We start from the raw sequence: 20,779 nt of genomic DNA on the forward strand, positions 1-20,779 counted from the left end.
TTAAGTTTAATTATTTAAGTATATATACCGAAAAGTAAAGTTATGTGTCAGTTCGGTATATATAGAATCAAGTATACACATAGAATCAAATATACGCATAGAATCAAATATACGCATAGAATCAAGTATACACTAGGATAGGAGGACAGTATGAAGAGTAAAAATAACAAACTGCCAAAAGTTGCATATTTCTGTATGGAGTATGGTCTCCATGAAGAGTTCAAGATTTACTCAGGAGGCCTGGGAATACTTGCGGGAGATTATATGAAAGCAGCAAAGGACGGCAGCTATCCAATGGTTGGTATTGGTATCCTTTGGCGTCAAGGATATACTAGACAAACTATTGACCAAAACGGCAAGCCCTGTGACAGCTTTCATGAATATAGCTATGATTCCCTTGAAGATACAGGCATAGAAGTTAAAGTAAGGATAAGAGGCCGTCAGGTTACCTGCAAGGTATGGCTGTGCCAAAACTATGGAAATGTCCCATTATACCTTCTTGACACCAATCATCCCGATAATGCTGACAGGTTTATAACCGGGCAGCTGTATGGATGGTTTTCTGAGGAAAGGATAGCTCAGGAAATGGTTCTTGGAATAGGCGGTGTAAAGGTATTAAAAGCACTTGGATACACGCCTGATATTTATCATTTCAATGAAGGCCATGCTGTTTTTGCAGGAATCGAGCTTATAAGAGACCTTATGGATAATGACGGTTTATCCTTTAAGGATGCTCTCTCAAAAGTCCGTAAAAAGATAGTTTTTACCACTCACACCCCTGTTGACGCTGGTAATGAAGTCCATGAGCATGAGCTTCTTCAGTATATGGGTGCTTATAATGGTTTGACTTTCGGGCAGATGCTTAAGTTAGGCGGTGATCCGTTTAATATGACCGTAGCAGGCTTAAGGCTTTCGTATAAGGCAAATGCAGTTGCACAGCTTCATGGCAAGACTGCAAAAAAAATGTGGAAAAATGTTGATGATGCCTGTGATATAATAGCAATAACAAACGGCGTTCATAATGGAACCTGGCAGGATGAGTCTATAAAATCAGCTTATGAAGCTGAAACAGACCTATGGATTCCCCATATTGAAGCAAAGAGGAAAATGATATATGAAATAAGTAAGCGAAATTTTGTAAATCTTGATGAAAATGTACTTACAATAGGCTTTGCCAGAAGAGCTGCTCCCTATAAGAGAAGTGATTTTATCTTCAGAAAGAAGGATATTATCGAACCTCTTTTAAAAGAAAAAAAGCTTCAGCTCATTTTCTCAGGCAAAGCACATCCAAATGATTTAACCGGAAAAGAAATTGTTTCCACACTATATAAAATGTCTGAAAAGTACCCTGGAAGTGTTGTATTCATACAGGATTATGATATGAATATCGGAAAACTTTTAACTCGCGGATGTGATGTATGGCTTAATAATCCTATCCGCCCCATGGAAGCGAGCGGAACCTCCGGGATGAAAGCCGCCATGAACGGAGTTTTAAACTTAAGCATACTTGACGGCTGGTGGCCTGAAGGTTGCAAACACGGTAAAAACGGCTGGCAGATAGGAGATGGCTATGAGGGTAAGGATCAGGATAATGTAGATCTCAAATCCCTTTATGAGGTTCTTCTTGAAGAGGTTATTCCAACTTATTATGAAAAGCGAAGTAAATGGGTTGATATGATGAGGGAAAGCATTAAAATGTCCATGTGGAACTTTTCTGCAGCCAGGATGATAGAAGAATATTATGAAGAGTTATACCCCAAAGTTTCAAAGGAATCACGCTCAAAAAAATAGTATTTGATAAGAAATGACTAATGGATTAAAAGCAATGTAAGATTATTAGCACTTTTAATCTAGATTAAAATAAGTGGTTTTGCTGCTAAATGACAAAAGTATCATAATTTTGTTTTTGCAGTAAAATCACTTTTGTTTGTACTTTATTATTTGATTGTTTTGGTAAAAATTACGAATAAACTTATTGACTTTTAAAGATTACAGGTGTAATATTAAATCATAGACTACAATTGTAATTCTTTAAAAGGAGTTGTACTAAAATGACTAAGGTACCACAAATCTCTGATACTGAATGGCAGGTAATGAAGGTCATCTGGGCAAAATCCCCAATATCGGCTAACCAGGTAATTGAGTCATTAGAAGGCAGCTGTAATTGGAAACCCAAAACCATAAAAACACTTTTAGGAAGGCTTGTAAAAAAGAAAGTGCTCGGCTATCACAAGGAAAGTCGTGAATATATGTACTACAGCCTTATATCCGAAAAGGAATGTGTCCATGCCGAAAATAAATCATTTTTAAGCAAGGTTTATGGCGGAGCCTTCAATGTGATGCTTACAAGTTTTCTTGAGGATGAAAAGCTCTCCTCTTCTGAAATTGATGAACTCAAAAAGATTCTTGAGGAAAAGGTCAAAGAAAATTGATAGAAAATTATTTAATGATTGGAAGGTAGGTGGTACTTGTGATAGCTGAGGCTCTTTTTAAATGGATTGTATGCTCTTCTGTTATGGCATCAATTCTAATTATACTCTTGGTTACATTAAAGTTTGCTTTGAAGGAAAAGCTCAGAGCCAGTTGGCATCATATCATTTGGATACTTGTTGTGCTTAAGCTTCTTATACCCTTTGGGCCTGAAAGTCAGCTAAGCATATACAACTTATTTAATCTTACCGATAATAGAATTACAGAGGAAAGCTATAATGTAATAAATACCATTAGTACAGCTACAAGCAACATAGCTAAAAGTACTCCTATACCTATGAACTTTGATTCACATCAGAATACAGCTTCAAAACATATTCCAGATAAAGTCGATCCGATATATCTTTCCATATTCGGTCTATTTATTTGGCTCATAGGAGCAGCAATTGCTTTCTCATATATATTACAGAAGAATATTAAAATAATACATAGGCTAAAAATTGGCGATGCCATACAGAATAAAGAATTATATGAGTATTTGGAAGAATGCAAAAAGCAGCTTAAAATAAAAAGAAAAATCATTCTAAAATCAGTATCTAATCTTAACTCTCCTGCTTTGTATGGCGTTAATGGGCATACCCTTTTGATACCTGAAACAATGCTTAATGAAAAGAGTTTATGGATATTAAGATACTCTATTTACCACGAATTGGCACACCATAAAAGGAAAGACATACAGATTAATATATTCATCTCTTTTCTTTTAGTAATACACTGGTTTAACCCCATTATCTGGCTGGGCTTTAAAAAGATGAGACATGATTCAGAATTAGCTTGCGATGAGCTTGCACTTTCCTATCTGAAACCTGATGAACGCAAAAACTACGGTTTAGCACTCATTGAGGTTGCAAAAAGGCACTCAGAAAATTTATCCCTTGCCAATGCCGTTTGCTTTTCAAGCAGCAAATCCAATATAAGAAGAAGGCTTTTACTTGTATCTGCATACAACAATAAGACATACAAAAGCAAATTTGTAATCGGGTTCATGTTTTTTACATTATGCTTTATAGCATTAACCAATGCTGTGGAAAGCATAATTTAGGCATAAAAATATTTATTTATTGAAACAAATGCCTCTATGGTTTACAATCTATTTGGGGAGGGGAGGATACCTAAGTTCAATCTATATTATCAATTAATTTTTGTGTAGTTATAAAGGCATTATTAATTTATAAAATTTCATTCAAGAGGGTGGTCAAAAAATGAAAAAATTTCTTCTACCAATTCTTTCAGCCATACTGTTAACATTAAGCTTATGCAGTGTGTCTTCTGCTGAAGGAAACAACATTCTTAAAAATTCAGGCTTCGAGGATGCCGACAAACCTTATTCCTGGGACCAGGATATATGGGAGGCATCTGACGGCCAAAAAGAAATCAAGGTTGTAAACAATGTGTTTCATTCTGGAAAACAATGTGCTGCAATTATTAACACAAAAGAAGGAGATTCCAGATTAAAACAGACCGTTGATGTTGAATCCGATTCTATTTACAAGATATCCGGATGGATAAAGACAGAGAATGTCGGTGATACTCAAAAAGGTGCCAATTTCTCAGTTCATATGTTGCAAATTACATCTGCGGATGTAAAAGGCACAAACGATTGGAAGTATGTGGAAATGTACGGCCGCACAGGCAAGAGCCAGACGTCTCTTACCGTAACAGCAGGACTTGGAGGGTATGGCAGCCTCAATACTGGTACAGCATACTTTGATGACATATCTGTTGAGAAAGTAAGCAGCGTACCACAAGATGCAGTAGAACTTCCATTCTACTCCAATGAGACAAGCGGTGACGGCGGTTCAGGTGAAAGTGGCAAGTCATGGCTCATATATATAGGCCTTGCACTTTTAGCAGCAATAGGTGCGGTTCTGTTCTTCATTTTAAAGAATCCTTCAAAAAGTGCACAGAACTCAGATGACACAAGTGATTCAAATGTTATTTTAAAGAAGGGCTCTTCCCAACAGGAAGGAACCACTGCAAAAAACCAGCCTCCACCATTTAAATTAGACAAAAAAGACTTAATTATTATGGGTGTTATGACTCTGGTTTATATGATCATCGCCTTAATCAACCTAGGCGAAATGACTGCACCCGAAACCTTCTGGAAACCCGCTTCCTCAGGTCAGAGCTTTGTTGTATCTTTTGACAAAGAATACGATCTGTCCAGAATAGCTTATCACGATAATATCGGCGACGGAAAATACACAGTCCAAGCTTTGGACCCTACAGGCAAATACTCCAATATCGGAACAATGAGTCAGGATGTTTACAATGTATTCAGATGGCAGCATATCTCCGATATAAATTTCCGTACAAAAAAGGTAAAAATTATTGTTGAGTCATCTGGAGCTGCATTAAATGAAATAGCATTTTATGCAAAAGGCAGCAAAGAGCCTATTAAGGGTTTCAAACTGGAAGAAGTCAACACCAGCCCCAAAAAGGATACCGGAAAGGTTGAAAACCTTTTTGATGAGCAGGATACTGCAAGATACTATAATACCTATATGAATTCAACATACTTCGATGAAATATATCATCCAAGGACCGCTTATGAGCATATTCACGGAATGGAGCCATATGAAACAACCCATCCGCCTCTCGGTAAGGTTATTATGACTCTTGGTATACTGATATTCGGAATGAACCCTTTGGATTCAGAATCATGGGAACTATTTTCGGTGCATTGATGATTCCTGCTATGTATCTCTTAGGCAAAAAAGTGTTCCACAAAAGGATATTTGCCTTTGCAAGTGCATTCCTTATGATGTTTGAGTTTATGCACTTTGCACAAACGAGAATAGGTACAATTGACTCTTATCCGGGGTTATTCATCATACTGACTTATTTCTTCATGTATGATGCCTTCATTAAAAAATCCTATAAGACCGGATTTAAGAGCTCACTTAAGCCTCTGTTACTTGCAGGAATATTCTGGGGCCTAGCTGCTGCAAGCAAGTGGACAGCTTTATGGACAGGTTTCGGACTGGCTACATTATTCTTTGTTTCAATGGGTCTGGAAATGCTGGATTACAAAAAGGCCATCAGCAAGAAGATTAAAGGGAAATTTCCTTCATGGACCCGTGACTTTATTAAAAACAAACTGGTGCTGACTCCACTGACATGTGTTATATTCTTTGTAGTTATCCCAGGCATAATATATGTATCTTCATACCTGCCTATAATTACTCTTCCCGGTCCTTCACATAACCTTGAAGAGGTTGTCAGGTATCAAAAAAATATGTACGACTACCATGCGAATCTTGTAGCAACCCACCCGTACCAGTCCAATCCGTGGGAGTGGTCTTTAGGCTACAAGCCGCTTTTAGAGTATCGTGATACCAACCAGCCTGCAGGCAAAGTATCTCTTATGTATACTATGGGGCACCCAATTATATTCTGGTTCGGACTTCTAAGCATATTCGCAATTTCTATAATAGGTATTTGGAAACGGGATAAACGGGTATTCTTTATACTCATTGCATATGCATTCCAATATGTCCCGTGGTTCATAACCAATCGCGGCGGCTGTATGTTCATATACCACTACTTTACAGCCATACCGTTCCTCATTATGGCCTTGGTTTACCTGCTGAAGTTCATTCATGATGATCTGCCAAAGATCATTGGAAAGGCATATATGAGTAAACAATCCGAGGAGAAAGCAAGGCTTGTTACAAAGTGCATATTCTACAGCTTCCTGGCAATTGTTGCAATCTTCTTTGTCTGGTTCTATCCTTCACTTTCCGGAATGGTTGTAGATGAAAGCTATCTAAAATCTGTAAAGTGGTTTAATGTATTATAAGAGATAAATAATTAAGAGACTGCTTGGATATTGAGCAGTCTCTTTTTTTATGTTTGGAATATATATCAAATTAAGTTTTCAGGGTTGAGACATTTGAGTTCATCTACAACAAATATGCCGTCTTTCCTTATCAGCAAATCATCGAACCATATCTCTCCCCCGCCATATTCAGGCCTTTGAATAAATACCAAATCCCAATGTATCGCAGATTTATTTCCGTTATTGCATTCATCATAACAGCTTCCAGGGGTGAAATGTATGCTTCCTTTAATCTTCTCATCAAAAAGGGTGTCCTTCATTGGCTTCCCTATATATGGGTTTAGTCCTATTGCAAACTCCCCAACATACCTTGAACCTTCATCTGTATCAAAAACTCTATTTATCCGCTCTGTATCATTAGCTGTCGCCCTTATTATTTTCCCGTCTTTAAATTCCAGACGGATATTCTCATATGTTACTCCCATATAAACAGCGGGGGTATTATAAGTTATTACACCATTAACAGAATCTTTATGAGGAGCTGAGAACACTTCCCCATCAGGAATATTTAGCTTTCCGTCACATTTTATTGCAGGCATTCCTTTTATAGAGAATGACAGATCGGTGTCCTTACCTGTTATTCTAACCCGATCAGTCTTTTCCATAAATTTAACCAATACATCCATTGCTTTGGACATTTTTTGATAATCAAGGTTGCATACATTAAAGTAAAAGTCCTCAAATACTTCTGTGGGCATATTGGCAAGCTGCGCCATCGAATGGTTGGGATATCTTAATACACACCATTTTGTATTCTTTACCCTTTCATCAGAGTGAAGCGGCTTCTGATAATGTTTCATATAGATTTCCATTTTATCTGATGCCACCTGTCCCAGTTCGCTTACATTATTGCCCGATCTGATTCCTACATAGGCATCCATCCTCTTCATTCTTTCTATTTCAAAGGATGCAATTTCCTTTATCTGTTCTTCATCACAGCCTTCAAGAAGAACTCTTATAAGCTCATTGTTTTTATTTGTTAAATATGGCACTCCGCCCGCCTTATAGGTTTCTCTTACAAGCTCCCTGGTAAGTTCCAGACCATCCCCAAAGGTCTCAATAAGAACCTTCTCGCCTTTCTTTACCTCAAGAGAATAATTAATTATATTTTCAGCCAGCTTAATAATCCTTGTATCTTTCATAAGTCAAATTCCTTTCATGGATTGTAGTGCATTATTATCCCATTAAAGTTTCCAATTCAGACAGGATGCCCTCAAATACCTTTAATGCATCCTCAACAGGCTTGGGGCTGGAAAGATCAACACCTGTTATTTTCAATAGCTCTAATGGATAGTCTGATGAGCCGCTTTTAAGAAATTCCTTGTATTTCTCCACAGCTGGCTGCCCCTCGGTCAGTATCTTCCTGGATATTGATGCCGCTGCCGAAAATCCTGTTGCATACTTATATACATAAAAGCTGTTATAGAAATGTGGAATACGGGCCCATTCCATATCAATATCCTCATCCACAACCATATCATTTCCAAAGTATTTTAAATTGAGCTCCCTGTAAATACTGCAGAACATTTGCGGAGTAAGTGCCTGACCCTTTTCGAAACTCTCATGTATTATCTTCTCAAATTCTGCAAACATCACTTGTCTGAAAACTGTTCCGCGGAATTCCTCAAGATAATGATTTAAGAGGTATGCCTTTTCATTTTTATCAGTTGTTCTTTCAAGCAGATAATTCATAAGCAAAAGCTCATTAACTGTAGAAGCTACCTCAGCAACAAATATTCTGTAGTGGGAGTATATATACGGCTGCTTGCTGTTAGTATAATACGTATGCAAAGCATGCCCCATTTCATGGGCAATTGTAAACACATCATTAGTATTGCCTTGGAAGTTTAAAAGGACATATGGATGACTTTTATAAGATCCCCAGGAATATGCCCCGCTTGTTTTTCCTTCATTCTCATATACATCAATCCAACCTGATTCGAAAGCGTTTTTAAGAAGGCCTATATACTCTTCCCCCATGGGCTTAAGCCCCTCAATAACCATATCCAGTGCTTCTTCATAGGATATTTTTCTTTTTGATTCTTGCACAATGGGCACATAGAGATCATACATATGCAGCTCATCCAGCCTCAATGCCTTCTTCCTGAGCCTTAAATAGCGATGCAGAAGGCTTAAGTTACTATTAACCGTTGAAATAAGGTTATCATATACATTTACTTTAATATTATCATCATCTAATGACGCCTCAAGAGCTGAACCATAGTTCCTGATGGTTGCATAAAACCTGTTGGCTTTTACATTGCCTGCAAGTGATGCTGCAATTGTATTTTTTTGCTTTTTATATGTATCATACAGTGCATGAAAAGCACTCTCTCTAACACTCCTGTCGTGACTTTCCAAAAGTGTTATATACCTGCCCTTTGTAAGCTCTATTTCATTTCCTTCCTCATCCTTAACAAATGGAAACTTGATGTCTGCATTATTAAGCATTGTAAAAACATCTTTTGGAGTAGAAGCAAGCTCATAAGACATTGCAATAATTTTTTCTTCCTTATCGGACAGTATATGCGTTTTCTGCCTGATCACCTCTTTTATGAACTGTTCATATACTTTCAATTTATCATTACCTTCTATGAAACCGTTTATTGTATCTTCAGAAATTGATATGAGTTCAGGCACAATAAACGATATTGCTGAACCGATTTCTGTACTGAGGGTAGATGCCCTGTCAGTTAATGCCTGATATATTGGCTCAGAGTTATCTTCATCTCTCTTCATGCGTGCATAAACATATATGTTATCAATCATACTTAGGATGTCATCTCTAAGGTTTAAGCATTCATGAAGGTAATCAGCACTTTGTCCTAATGTACCGGCATATTTGGCAATTTCATCACTTAATACCTTTACTTCTGCAAAATCTTCCTCCCATTTCTCATGGCTGTCGTATATATCTTCGAGTTTCCACTTATACTTGCCATCAATTTCACTTCTTTTAGGTAAAGCATTATTCGCCATTACTAAAACCTCCTGATTTCTTAACTTTGTAAGGCATGATTGAAATATTCCTTCCCGTTTTGAGCGTGTGTTCACAAGTTAAGTGAACACGAAAGCGAAATTATACGGGAAGTTATATTTTCAACATGACTACAAGTGTTAATATATATTATTTCATTATATTGAATAATTATATTAAGTATTTCTAGTGTACCATTTTTTTTATTTTTTCAGACCATATACTATAAGCATTACTTTTTATATGTACACCGTCACTAGTATATTTAGCATCCATATTTCCATTCTTGTCCTTTAATAGTATACCAATATCAACAAATTTTAAATCATAATCTTTTGCTATATCCTTCAGTCTTAAGTTTAAGCCGTCTATACTCTTACTACTTGCAAGAGGGTTCCTTTTAAAAGCACTTAAACCCATCGGCAATACCGATTGGATTACAATATCTGCATAAGGGCATGCAGTCCTTATCTTGGTTATAATATCATTATAATTATCAATTGTGACTTTGGTATCTATAACTCCCCATATGTCGTTAGTCCCTAACATAATAAATACCTTATCAGGCTTTTTAGTGATAATCTCATTTACTCTTTTCAATGCATCTGCAGTTGTATTACCTGAAACACCTTTATTGATGAGTCCGCTTAAAGAAAAATATTTCTTCAGCTTAAAACCTTCAGTTATTGAGTCACCAAAAAAAATTATTGGTCCTTTGTTTATTGAAAGCAATTTCTTATTCCCGTTCCATGAAACCCCAATATTCATATCCTTCCAAGGGAAGCTTAGGGGAACCAATGTCTTGCCATTACTTATAACCACTTCAGAATCCATTGATTTTTGTTTACCGTTAACATATATATTTTTACTACCTATTGAAAGTTTAATCTCAATAATACCTTTTGTACACAATATTTCCTTGTTCTTTTTATCCCAAACAATATTTGCGTCAATCATACTGCAAATATTTCTTAAGAGTAACATTGGTTTACCGCTTCTCAGAACATAGGCTTTACTCGATATTCCATATGAACTCCCAGGTTCAAAGTTAAAATTGCCACTAAATAAGTCTACCGAGATGGCTAAAATAATCAAGACTGACAAAACGAACCTACTTCTTTTCCATCTAGTCATAATTAACCTCCAAAAATTCAGCAGAACTTCATGCTATATTTAATTCCATGTTTTATTTTCTATAGAACTAAAGATAATTCCTCCATTTTTGAGTGATTAATAAATTTTATATTTGGGAATACTATTGTTAAAATCGTAATATACTAATTTCTTTAATACATTATTCATATTATATATTAATTGAAAATGTTATTGGCACGATACATATTATAAGAAACAAATATTTTCTAGTTGGGAAAACTGTTTTAATCATTACTTAATTCATACATATCTGAAGGGAGGATGCTTTATGTTAATGACTCTACCCAATTCATCAGATTTTGACAGGTACAGCGAAGGTGATATAATAGCCATAACAAAGAACTCTAAATTTATCGGGTATGCAAGTGTCTATAGCAAGTTATTAAATAATGTCATTTTGGATGTTGATAAAAATATATGGAAGCTATTTAATGAATTAGTTTTAGAGTGTATTCCATTTGACTTCAATCTTGATTAGTATTATTAAAACATAAAAATCAATATTTTTTATATTTTCCAAAAATAAAAACAAACCCTGGGTTGACATAAATTCCTCCAATGGTTTGTTTTTATGAAAGCGTAAGAGAATTAATTTATTTCAATATTACTGAAGTCCACCTGCAAGAGAAACCATCCTTTGATTATCTGCATCAATTTTGTTATCCATATGCCTTCTACCATTTAAAACATACATATCAAAATGTCCATCCATACCATTGCCTGCAATTCTGTCATAATTAGGCCCTGTTCCATAATTACCGCTTCTGTTTGAAACAATTTGATTCATCGGAACCCCATCAACACCTGCATGAGGCATCCCATTAACAGAAACAGCTATTTTTCTGCCATTTATTTCTAAAACCATAGGTCTTGAGTTCCATGACCAACTACCTCCAAATACGTTTTTCATGATAGTTGTGTCTGAATAAGTAACTGTTTCAGTATCTGAATGACTTGCCCCCATGGTTCTTTTTATAAAAAACGAAATTCCTGTTCCAATATCCGTTAATTTACCTATAGCATTTATAGGTATAACATACTGTCCCTCCTTATACCAGTCAAGCATTTCTCCATACTGGCTACCTTTTACATTTTTAATTGCAATCTTGTGAACAGGCACCTTAAGTACTTGACCTATATAAAGTACTGAACTTGTTGAAAGTCCATTAGCTTGTGCCAATTCATTAACTGGTAATCCAACCCTCTCAGATATCGACCACAGGTTATCTCCCGAAACTACTATATACGTCGTGTACTCAATTGTATTCATAGATGTGTCTACAGGTATTATTTTATCAAAATAAGTACTGTTAGGTGCCGTATCCAATATTGACTGGTTAATTGAGACAGATGATTTATACTGGTAACCTTCACCTTTTGGAGTAATCACCTTGTACCACGACTCGGATTTCCCAATAACTTTTATAGCAGTACCTGATGTTATATAACCTTTTACAGGTGACTGAAATGATGGCAAAGTGAATAATGAAGCATTACTACTGATTGCATCAAAATCGGTTCTGAATGTACTATCTGTAAGTTTAACTGCTAAAGGCTGTCCTATATAAATTGTATTATCTTTTAAATTATTAAGCTGTTTTATATAATCAACAGTAACACCAAATAACACTGATATTCTCCACAATGAATCACCGCTCACAACTTTATAAATTATCTTTCCATCTGTCGGACTAAATAATAGAAGTGTATTATTTTTAGTTACTAATGTCATACCTAGATGCTTATATGAGTCAATTGGTATCATTATAGTATTATTAATTATTTTCATCGGAGAACTGAGTTGTACAAACTTTCCATTCAGACATGCTATATCATTATCAAGCCGCAGTTTTAATTCATTTTCTCCATAGAGAATTGTAGCATTCATGGTTTTCACATCAAAAGACGCTGCAAGCTGTAGATGGGAAGCACTTTCTTTTAGTGGTATGTACGTCTGTCCATTCACGTACATTGGAGGAGAATTCCACGATATGGTACCGTTATTTATAACTACATCGGAAATGGTACCATCTGCCTTTAAAACTGTTATCAAACTATTAGCTACAAAAATTACCAAAAATACTGCCAGTAACAATTTTCCTTTCATAATATCCTCCTAGTTTACATAATAAGTTGCATATACAATTATATTATACTCTCATAATTAACTCAAGGGATGGTATATAGGTTAGTTATAGTAAAAATATGCAGAAGCGTTATCATTTTTCATATTTATTTGATAAATAAAATTTATAATGGTAAAATACATAAATATATGTATCAATGATTACAGGAGATGTGTTATGAAAAAGATAAAAGTAGGCCTATTAGGTCTTGGCGTAGTCGGTGCTGAGCTAGCTAATATTATTAACTCAAATAAAGAAGACATCATGCAAAAATACGGAATTGAAATGGAAATTGGAAAGGCATATGTAAGGGATCTGCATAAGAAGAGGAATGCCGATATCCCTTTTTCTAAGCTTACAGATAATGCCAACGAAGTATTAAATGACAGTGATATCATTTGTGAATGTATGGGAGGATCAGGGACAGAAGCTACTAAAGATTATGTAGTTCGCTGTATTGAAATGACTAAGCCTGTTATAATGTCAAGTAAAAAAGTGATTGCTCTTTATGGAAAGGATATCATTGACCTATGCATGACTAAAAAAAGCCAGCTAAGGTTTGATGCAACAGTAGGAGGCGGTATTCCAATCGCAAAGGTTATAAAGGAATGCTTTAAAGGCGAAAAGATAACAAAAGCTGTAGGAATATTGAATGCTACTTCTAACTATATCTACTCAAGCATGGAGCGTAAGGGTTATTCCTTTGAGCAGGCCTTAAAAAAGGCTCAGGATCTGGGTTATGCTGAAAATGATCCCTCAGAGGATATTAATGGATTTGATGCCCTTTATAAAGTAATAGTCCTTGCACTATTTGCAATGAAAAGCTGGGTCAATATAAAGGAGATGTCAACAAAATCATTTTCCTCCATTGATATTGTAGACATGAAATATGCACAGGATCTTGGATATAAAATAAAACCTCTGGCAATATTCCAAAAGAAAAAGGATAAAAAATTTGTTTACAGAGTCGGACCTTGCCTTATCGCTGAAAATCACATAGCTGCGAACGTAATTAATAACTTCAACATAATAGTTTTTGAAGGTTCAAATTCGGGCAAACTTGGTTTCTATGGCCAGGGAGCAGGTTCAAAGCCAACTGCATCAGCAATGTATGATGATCTTGTAAGCGTCTTGAAGACAAGCTTTGATTATGAAATGGACCTTTATGACGGCTGTGATGTAATACATGATTACAGAGACTTTACCAACAGTCTGTATTGGAGGGTTTCAGTTGACAACATTATCGGTAAACTAGCCCTCATATGTAATGTCTTTGCCAAAAATTCAGTCAACATTGAAAAAGTAATACAAAAGGACGAAGTAAACGGAAAGATGGATGTTGTACTTCTGACCAACAGCGTTGAGTCCACAGTTATTGATCTCATTACTCATGAATTTGAAAACAATAAGGTTGATGTAAATACTATAATTCCATTTTTTAATGATTAATCCTAGACATAAGTAAAAACGCAGCCATAAAGCTGCGTTTTTATAGTTTAAAACTACTATTTCTATTAATCCATTCTCCTTTGTGCTAAACATTTCTTTTTGTATTAGTTTTTATTCTTGTGATTGAATTTTATCTTCATACAAATGCATATTAACGCCAATAATGCCAGTAAACTCAATATCCCCAGCAAAGCACCCAAAATAAAACATCCTAGAGGACATTCAGGTGGGGATTGCTTCACTATAGGGGACGCTGTAGGTGTAGGTGTTGGTGTTGCTGTTGCTGTTATTTCTTTTGGTTCTATTGTTACTGTTGGTGTATTTGTCGATGTTGCCGTGTATGTAGGTATTGCTGTTTCTGTTTTTGTTGCTGTAGGTGTTGGTGCTGCTGTTTCTGTTTTTGTTGCTGTAGATGTTGGTGTCGCTATTGATATAGGTGTATTTGTTGCAGTTGCAGTTGCTGTTTTTGTTGCTGTATGCGTTGACGTCGCTGTTGATATAGGTGTATTTATTGCAGTTGCTGTATTTATTGCAGTTGCTGTATTTATCGCTGTAGGTGTTGGTGTTGATGTTGCTGTCGCTGTGGGTATTGGTGTTGCTTCAGGACAAACAATGATGGAAACATGACTTACATTGGCAGGGTTACCGCTTGCACTATCCGGTGCAACCAAATGAGTATCCGATATTGTACCAGGATCATACTGATAAAGATTATAGGCATTTCTACCCTTTACAATAACAGCACTAATTTGAACTTTACTATTCCACCACAATACTTCTGTATACCCATTGCCATTATCTTTTCCAATGTAAAACCAAAAAGTTACGTTGCCATTAGAATTAGGAACCCCATTATCATCAAGTTTTACCTCATGAAATCCTTCTAAATCGTCTTCTTCGATAGGTATCTTGTAATAAAAGCATTCTGGGAGTAAACTATTTCCTAAATCCTCATCATCGCCTATAATAGTAGTAGGCGTTACACTAGCTGCCAACACCACTATCACTCCAAGTAACATCACAGCAAGTGTAATAATAAATAACAACAACTTCTTAATAATAATGCATCTCCTTTACATTTTATGTCTACTTCAAAATACGCAGAAAAAAATTATTTAGTTACACTTAATTATGGAAATGCCTAAAATATATTTCTTCTAAAACCCTTGACTGTTCCCCAAGGACCTGGATTATACTAAATTAAAAGTGTTAATAATCTTACATTTGGTGAAGCAAATATCGAACGGTTTTAACTTTATTTTGTTATAAGCAAATGATTACAGTGTCAAATATGCTATGGTTCCTCAGACATTGAATTAAGGAGGAGATTTACTTGAAAATCAGCGAAGTAATGGAGTTAACCGGATTAACAAAAAAAGCAATAAACTATTATGAGGAATTAGGGTTAATAGCCCCCACATTCAGCAAAGAGAATAATTACAGAGAGTACTCTCAAAAAGAAATTGACAGGCTTATTCAAATTTCCATATTACGTCAAATTGATGTCCCATTAAAAGATATCAAGGATATAGTGTGTGATAACTCAAGAATCAAATCGATTCTGGAAGATCACATGATAAAGCTTGAAAATCAAATTAAAGCCATGGAGACATCAAAAAACGTTTTGAGAACTTGCTTATCAGGATTAGAAAACAATCTTAATGATTTATCTTCCATTACAAATGAGTTATCACTTCTTAATACCTCATTAAAAATGGATGCAAAAGGCCGATCAGATTATATGAAAAAGCATCTGCAGCGAATTTTTCCGGGAAACTTCGGTAAGATTATATGTTCCCAGTATGGTGGATTCTTAAGCGAGCCAATAGATACTCCAGAAAAGGAAACAGCATGGATTTCAATAGTCAAATTTTTGGATGATGTTGAGGATTTTGAGCTTCCCGGAGATATTAAAAATCTATATGATAATCTTTCAGACGATTTTTTTGACAAAGCTGAAGAGAATATGAAGAGTATGATGCATAAGATGATATCATTCTCAAACGATGAATTTGAGAAATATATGATTGATATCATTAATGAACTAAATGTCACAGATGACTTCAAATCAGAAATGACATCTGCAAATGATAAATATCTTGAGAGTGAAATGCTAATTAAAAACAAAATGAAGGCTATGGGATACTATAACAACTTCGAAAACAATTTAAAAACACTAAACCCTGATTATGCTAAATATGCAGAAAGAGCCAAATATCTGGAGGAATGTATGGCTAAAGCCTTTGGTGTAGATACCAAAAGTGTGTAAGGAACACCTAAAGTTTATCCAGTATCTTTTGACATAGATCTATATTATAATACTTGTCCTCATTCTCCAGAACCTTCTTTACATGGTGGACCATGTCCTTACACTTACTTTTGAGAACTGCCTTTAAAGCATATTGTCTAATCTGGGGTTCAGGGGCATAAAGACATGGAACGATGGATTTTGTTACCTCACTGTCTTTTAATTTAGAGGCAGCAGAACAGGCACGTCTTCTTACTTCATAATCCTCATGCCAGAAAAGCTCAGTAAGAAGCTGCCTTGTTTTTCCGGTATTACCTATTTCCAAAGCCAATTCCCTAAGCTCTTCAATGCTGTACGCATCTAGTGAATTATTTTCAATAACCTGATGGGTACTGCGGCTTTCTTCCAACACTTTTATAAGCCCTTCTTCAATACATGTATTTACAGCCAGGATTTTATCACCAACATCATGGAATTTTACCTTCATTGTTCCTTTATGTTTATCTGTATAAATAACTTCCCCTACACCAAACTTAATGTGTTCAACCATTGCACCTGCAATATCTTCCGGCACACCTGACTTTTTTAATTTATTCCCACCAATGGAAGTCTTATGGAAATTTGCTGTTCTTTGTGCCTTAAGGAGCTGCTTTACAAATCTAGATACAGGCACCTTCCTTTTATTTGATGTGTCAAAGGTTATTATCTCAAGATGTTTTCTTGCCCTGGTCATCCCGACATAGAACAACCTTACCTCTTCTTCCATAAGCAGCCTGTCCCCCTCATCACAATCGGAGATGCTCTTGGCTGTCGGAAACTGGCCTTCTATAAGATCAATAATAAAAACATTGTCAAATTCCAGACCCTTGCTGGAATGTATAGTTGATAAAATAACAGAATGACCATATCTGTTGTTCTTTGAATTACCAATAACCTCCTGTAAATGTTCAAGTCTTCTAAAAAAATCATCGTATGTTTTACACTTTTCTGAGATAGTCTTCAAAGCATCCATAACCTGGTTAAGGCTTTCCTGGGAATACCCCTTTTCCTTGCACATTTTCCTTATAAACAACTTGTAATTAAGGTCCTTTTCAATAAACTCAATGGCATCAAACGGTTTCAATGCAGTCATCCGCTTGATATCTTTATAAATTTCAGCCAATTCTCTCCTTGTTCTCTGATTTATTCCGGGATATGACATCAATGCATCAAAAATATCCCTATATTCCCCAATATTGCTTAATACGTATTGAATCATCTCCTTTGATAAAAATACATTCATTTTGTAATATATTTGTGTAAATGAATTTGTATCCAATAGGTTCAGTCCAAGCTTTATAAATGAAAGAATATCTGTAACCATCCAGTGTTTAAAAAAATGAATATTGGTCTCTTTTAAATAAAATGAAACACCGTTTCTATCAAAGAATTCCACAAGGGGTATTGCAGAAATATTGTTTCTATAAAGGACGGCACATTGGGATGAATTCCCAAACTTCTTAACTGAATTCAAAATATGGTCATACTGGCTATTCCTATCCTTTAAACTTACAAACTCAATGGTATTACCCTTTTCCTTTTCGGTAAACATATTCTTATCAAATCTATCTCTATTTTGTTTAATAAACATATTTGCTGGTTTTACTATACATTCCGTAGAACGGTAATTCCTTTCCATCAGCATTATTTTAGCACCAGTATATGTCTTGTCAAAATCAAGAAGTGCCTGAGGAAATGCTGCTCTAAAACCATATATACTCTGGTCTTCATCTCCCACCATGAATATATTGTTCTTAGGGCTAGCCATAAGCTTAATCAGTTCGTGCTGTGCAAAAGAAGTATCCTGGGATTCATCCACATTGATATAATGATATTTATTCCTAAAGATATTTAGCATCTCCTTATTTTGTTTAAAAAGCATATAAGTGCCTGTAAGCATATCGTCATAGTCGATAAGCCTTGCTTCCCTTTTATACTTTTCATAAGCATTATATATATCTGGAAAGTTTTCCATTGAGGTTTCAAGTTCTTCGATTTCCTTCAAATCCATAAGCATATTTTTTACATAGCTGATGGTGCTTGAAAGATCTTCCAATGTATCTTCGTTAATATATTCATTATTTACTTCCAGATAGATTTTCTTTAACAAATATGCCTTGGATTGTTCATTTTCACTGCCTTCAATGACCTTTGGAAAGGGCTTGCCAGTCCCTCTTACATAAGCATCTATGACAGAATAACAAAAACTGTGAATGGTAGAAAATTGAACATCGGATACAATGTCATTTCCGAATATCTTCTTGAAACGGTTTTTCATATCTGAAGCTGATGCTCTGCTGAATGTCAGAGTTAATATTTTTCCAGGATCAATATTATGATTTAATATCATGTTTGCAACACGTGATACAATTACTGTGGTTTTCCCGCCGCCTGGAACCGAAAGCAGAAGTGCAGGTCCATGAATATTGTTCACCGCTTCAGCTTGCTGTTCATTTAAATCTATATTGTACTTATCCCTCAATATACTGGTAAAATCCATCTAATTCCTCCAACAATCACTTTTCATACAACGATTACTATTATAACACTAGTGAGCATTTTTAAAAATCCGTTATATAATTTTCATTCTATATACATTGACAAACTAGGTATATAGGATATAATTATACTAAAGGAGGTTGCGTAATGTTTTCAAAGGATATTATAAAGGGAAATATGAATCTAATCGTGCTTTCATCCCTCATCGACGGCGAAAAATACGGTTATGAAATAACAAAAGTGGTACAGAATCTTACGGAAGGAGCTATTCAATTAAAAGAAGGCAGCCTTTATCCCACTTTGCATAAATTAGAAAAAGATAAACTTATCGAAGGCTACTGGGTACAGCAGGACCCTGGAAAACCATCAAGAAAATACTACCGTATTACTGACGAAGGAATAAAAACCGTTGAACAGGAAAAACAAAGATGGAAATTTTATATTAATGTTATGGGAAGGGTGATATATGGTGACCCAAATACCTGAACTTGATGATTATATTAATGTATTAAGGCTTAATTTAGAGGTAGAAGATAATTTAAAGCAAGAAATCTGCATGGAAATATATCAAAACCTTTATGACAAATATAATGATTTTCTTGTTAAAGGCTATGGTATTGAACAAAGCACTGCCTATGTGTTAAAAGATATGGGTGACTGTGTGAAACTGGCCAAAATGTTCAACACCGTGCATAAAAAAGATGTTAAAGACTTCAGAACTTTTAGGATCTTTTATGACAAGCGGGTTTTATTGGCTGGAGTACTGGCTACCTTGATTACTTCATACATCATATAAGGAGGATTTATGAAAAAAGCAATTATTGGCGGTTCAGCCTTAATAGAAGGCCTTATGATGATCGGGCCTGAAAATGCAGCTATTGCTATAAGAAAACCCGATGGTGAAATATTGATAGACAAGAGAGAACTTCCATCGAAAAGCAAGTTTGCAGGAGTACCTGTGTTACGTGGAATAGTTTCATTTGTAAGGCAGATGGTTTTATCAACCAAGGCAATGATGTTCTCTGCAGAATTTATCGATATTGAATCAGATAGCGAAAACACTGAAAGTACATTCTTTGATAGACTTATAGACAAAATGTTCGGTGAAAAGGCCAAGGATGCTATTATATATTTATCACTGATAATTTCCCTGGCTTTTTCAATAGGTCTTTTTATATTGCTTCCAAACATACTTGCCGGACTATTGAATTTTAACAAAGATACATATACAGGAGTCATTTTTTACAATTTTTTTGAAGGCGTCATTAAAGTAGCATTGTTTTTCTTTTATCTTGCTCTTGCATCGAAAGCAAAGGATATTAAAAGAGTTTGGCAGTATCACGGTGCTGAACACAAAACAATTAACTGCTTTGAAAATGACGATGATCTTACCGTTGAAAATGTCATGAAATATTCAACAAAAAACTCCAGATGCGGAACATCTTATATGTTTTTGGTTTTAGTTATAAGCATACTTATATTTTCCTTCATGGGATGGTACAATATATGGATTAATGTTCTCCTTCGACTAATATTTATTCCCCTTGTCGCAGGTATTTCCTATGAAGTTTTCAGGTATTCTTCCAAAAGCAATTCTTTTATTGCAAAATTAATAAGCATGCCGGGATTGTTATTCCAGCTTTTTACTACAAAAGAGCCTGATGAAAAGCAGGTTGAAGTAGCTATACTGGCATTTAACAATGTGTATTGCAAATCTTAAGAGGTCTACAATTATACATAATATATTTAAATAGAAACATAGTTGCAAAAATGCCACGGATGGCATTTTTTGCGTCTATAGGATAAAATGACAAGCAATTTTACACTTAGGCACGTATGAAAAGTCAAGGCTCTATCTATCCTTTAATATTCATAATGGTATCTTTCTTAAAGCAACTTTTCTTAAAAAGTATATAATTAGGTTGATTTCAACTAGAATATTCAATAAAATATAA

17 protein-coding genes are annotated in these 20,779 nt (G+C 35.2%); 11 read left to right on the forward strand and 6 right to left on the reverse strand.

Features of this window, described 5'->3' with window-relative positions:
• Positions 1-150: 150 nt before the first annotated feature.
• The 5 genes from glgP to Bccel_RS29740 all read left to right on the forward strand — a co-directional run bounded on the left by glgP (position 151) and on the right by Bccel_RS29740 (position 6,292).
• The gene (gene glgP / locus Bccel_RS18935) at positions 151-1,791 is read left to right on the forward strand and encodes an alpha-glucan family phosphorylase (RefSeq protein WP_036936533.1); all 1,641 of its coding nucleotides are present in this window, start codon (positions 151-153) and stop codon (positions 1,789-1,791) included.
• Positions 1,792-2,051: 260 nt separating this feature from the next.
• Entirely contained in the window at positions 2,052-2,432 is a 381-nt protein-coding gene (locus tag Bccel_RS18940) for a BlaI/MecI/CopY family transcriptional regulator (RefSeq protein ID WP_036936530.1), read from the forward strand.
• A 38-nt stretch (positions 2,433-2,470) separates the two neighbouring features.
• Positions 2,471-3,532, forward strand: coding sequence for a M56 family metallopeptidase (locus Bccel_RS18945; RefSeq protein WP_036936527.1), 1,062 nt, complete (start codon positions 2,471-2,473; stop codon positions 3,530-3,532).
• Positions 3,533-3,692: 160 nt separating this feature from the next.
• Positions 3,693-5,177 carry a carbohydrate binding domain-containing protein gene (locus tag Bccel_RS29735; protein ID WP_050753633.1) on the forward strand — a complete coding sequence of 495 codons (1,485 nt, stop codon included), beginning with the start codon at positions 3,693-3,695 and terminating at the stop codon, positions 5,175-5,177.
• Positions 5,153-6,292, forward strand: coding sequence for a phospholipid carrier-dependent glycosyltransferase (locus tag Bccel_RS29740; RefSeq protein WP_050753634.1), 1,140 nt, complete (start codon positions 5,153-5,155; stop codon positions 6,290-6,292). Before Bccel_RS29735 ends, Bccel_RS29740 begins: the two co-directional genes overlap by 25 nt.
• A 65-nt stretch (positions 6,293-6,357) precedes the next feature.
• Here Bccel_RS29740 and Bccel_RS18960 read toward each other — a convergent pair whose 3' ends face one another.
• The 3 genes from Bccel_RS18960 to Bccel_RS18970 form a co-directional block, all read right to left on the reverse strand.
• Positions 6,358-7,473: an aminopeptidase gene (locus Bccel_RS18960; protein WP_036936521.1), complete on the reverse strand. Its 1,116-nt coding sequence runs from the start codon at positions 7,471-7,473 to the stop codon at positions 6,358-6,360.
• A 34-nt stretch (positions 7,474-7,507) separates the two neighbouring features.
• On the reverse strand, positions 7,508-9,310 hold the full coding sequence (pepF, locus tag Bccel_RS18965) for an oligoendopeptidase F (protein WP_036936518.1): 1,803 nt from the start codon (positions 9,308-9,310) through the stop codon (positions 7,508-7,510).
• A gap of 184 nt (positions 9,311-9,494) precedes the next feature.
• On the reverse strand, positions 9,495-10,442 hold the full coding sequence (locus Bccel_RS18970) for a GDSL-type esterase/lipase family protein (RefSeq protein ID WP_036936515.1): 948 nt from the start codon (positions 10,440-10,442) through the stop codon (positions 9,495-9,497).
• Between the two features lie 289 nt (positions 10,443-10,731).
• On the opposite strand from Bccel_RS18970, the gene Bccel_RS18975 reads away from it, so the two are divergent.
• A complete protein-coding gene (locus tag Bccel_RS18975) occupies positions 10,732-10,941 on the forward strand; it encodes a hypothetical protein (protein WP_036936512.1) in 210 nt (69 codons plus the stop codon).
• Positions 10,942-11,067: 126 nt separating this feature from the next.
• Here the strand turns inward: Bccel_RS18975 and Bccel_RS18980 are convergent, their stop codons facing one another.
• Positions 11,068-12,570, reverse strand: a complete 1,503-nt coding sequence (locus tag Bccel_RS18980) for a LysM peptidoglycan-binding domain-containing protein (RefSeq protein ID WP_036936509.1) — start codon at positions 12,568-12,570, stop codon at positions 11,068-11,070.
• A 196-nt stretch (positions 12,571-12,766) separates the two neighbouring features.
• Between Bccel_RS18980 and Bccel_RS18985 the strand changes: the two genes are divergently transcribed.
• Complete coding sequence (locus Bccel_RS18985; protein ID WP_050753635.1) at positions 12,767-14,038, forward strand: homoserine dehydrogenase; 1,272 nt, start codon at positions 12,767-12,769, stop codon at positions 14,036-14,038.
• Positions 14,039-14,142: 104 nt separating this feature from the next.
• Here the strand turns inward: Bccel_RS18985 and Bccel_RS29745 are convergent, their stop codons facing one another.
• On the reverse strand, positions 14,143-15,036 hold the full coding sequence (locus Bccel_RS29745; protein ID WP_036936507.1) for a hypothetical protein: 894 nt from the start codon (positions 15,034-15,036) through the stop codon (positions 14,143-14,145).
• A 335-nt stretch (positions 15,037-15,371) separates the two neighbouring features.
• Here Bccel_RS29745 and Bccel_RS18995 point away from each other — a divergent pair, with 335 nt between their 5' ends.
• Positions 15,372-16,307 carry a MerR family transcriptional regulator gene (locus Bccel_RS18995; protein ID WP_036936504.1) on the forward strand — a complete coding sequence of 312 codons (936 nt, stop codon included), beginning with the start codon at positions 15,372-15,374 and terminating at the stop codon, positions 16,305-16,307.
• Between the two features lie 7 nt (positions 16,308-16,314).
• Here Bccel_RS18995 and Bccel_RS19000 read toward each other — a convergent pair whose 3' ends face one another.
• Complete coding sequence (locus Bccel_RS19000) at positions 16,315-18,825, reverse strand: UvrD-helicase domain-containing protein (RefSeq protein ID WP_081926742.1); 2,511 nt, start codon at positions 18,823-18,825, stop codon at positions 16,315-16,317.
• A 146-nt stretch (positions 18,826-18,971) separates the two neighbouring features.
• Here Bccel_RS19000 and Bccel_RS19005 point away from each other — a divergent pair, with 146 nt between their 5' ends.
• Genes Bccel_RS19005 through Bccel_RS19015 form a run of 3 tightly spaced genes read left to right on the forward strand, consistent with a single transcriptional unit; the run spans position 18,972 to position 20,544 of the window.
• The gene (locus Bccel_RS19005) at positions 18,972-19,310 is read left to right on the forward strand and encodes a PadR family transcriptional regulator (RefSeq protein WP_036936502.1); all 339 of its coding nucleotides are present in this window, start codon (positions 18,972-18,974) and stop codon (positions 19,308-19,310) included.
• Complete coding sequence (locus Bccel_RS19010; protein WP_036936499.1) at positions 19,291-19,620, forward strand: hypothetical protein; 330 nt, start codon at positions 19,291-19,293, stop codon at positions 19,618-19,620. Before Bccel_RS19005 ends, Bccel_RS19010 begins: the two co-directional genes overlap by 20 nt.
• 9 nt (positions 19,621-19,629) lie before the next feature.
• Complete coding sequence (locus tag Bccel_RS19015) at positions 19,630-20,544, forward strand: DUF1385 domain-containing protein (RefSeq protein WP_036936497.1); 915 nt, start codon at positions 19,630-19,632, stop codon at positions 20,542-20,544.
• Positions 20,545-20,779: the final 235 nt, after the last annotated feature.

This window comes from Pseudobacteroides cellulosolvens ATCC 35603 = DSM 2933, assembly GCF_001262605.1.
GTDB classification, from domain to species: Bacteria; Bacillota; Clostridia; order Acetivibrionales; family DSM-2933; genus Pseudobacteroides; species Pseudobacteroides cellulosolvens.